The 787-nt window shown below is 63.9% G+C and carries 1 protein-coding gene; it reads left to right on the forward strand.

Going from position 1 to position 787, the window contains the following annotated elements:
• The coding region (locus HGQ17_RS14860; protein WP_168888733.1) for an IS256 family transposase at positions 1 to 730 on the forward strand (730 nt) is incomplete at its 5' end.
• Positions 731 to 787: the final 57 nt, after the last annotated feature.

The following is a 787-nucleotide window of genomic DNA, read 5'->3' on the forward strand; positions in this document are numbered from 1 at the left end:
CAAAGTCCGTGAGTCCGGCCGTGTGGTCCCGGTGCACGCGATGGTGGCTACCGGCATCAACCGCGATGGCCACCGCGAGATCCTCGGCATCCAGGTCAGCACCGCCGAGGACGGGGCCGGCTGGCTGTCCTTCTTCCGCGACCTGACCGCCCGGGGCCTTAGTGGAGTGAAGCTGGTGACCTCTGATGCCCACGCTGGGTTGAAGGCCGCGATCGCTGCGACCTTACCCGGTGCAGCCTGGCAGCGGTGCCGGACACACTATGCGGCCAACCTGATGGCCACTACCCCCAAGGCATCCTGGCCCTGGGTGAAGACTCTGCTGCACAGCATCTATGACCAGCCCGATGCCCAGGAAGTACACGCCCAGTTCGACCGTGTCGTCGAGGCCCTGGACCATAAACACCCCAAGGTCGCCGACCACCTGGCCGGGGCCCGCGAAGACATCCTGACCTTCACTAGCTTCCCCAAAGAGGCCTGGCGCAAGATCTGGTCAAATAATCCCAACGAGCGGCTGAACAAGGAGATCCGCCGCCGCACCGATGTGGTCGGGATCTTCCCTAACCGCGAGGCCATCATCCGCCTAGTCGGCGCCGTGCTGGCCGAGCAGCACGATGAATGGGCCGAAGGCCGCCGATACATGAACCTCGAGGTCCTCCAACACGCCCAACAGCTCGGCACCGACACCACCGAGGAGGTGCCACCACAGACCATCGAAGCCCTCGCCGCATAACCCAGAATTACACGCTTGAAGGATCACCCCTCATACACCACACCACCGGACTTGACC

Origin of the sequence: Nesterenkonia sedimenti, from assembly GCF_012641515.1 — a bacterium.
Classification (GTDB): Bacteria; Actinomycetota; Actinomycetes; order Actinomycetales; family Micrococcaceae; genus Nesterenkonia; species Nesterenkonia sedimenti.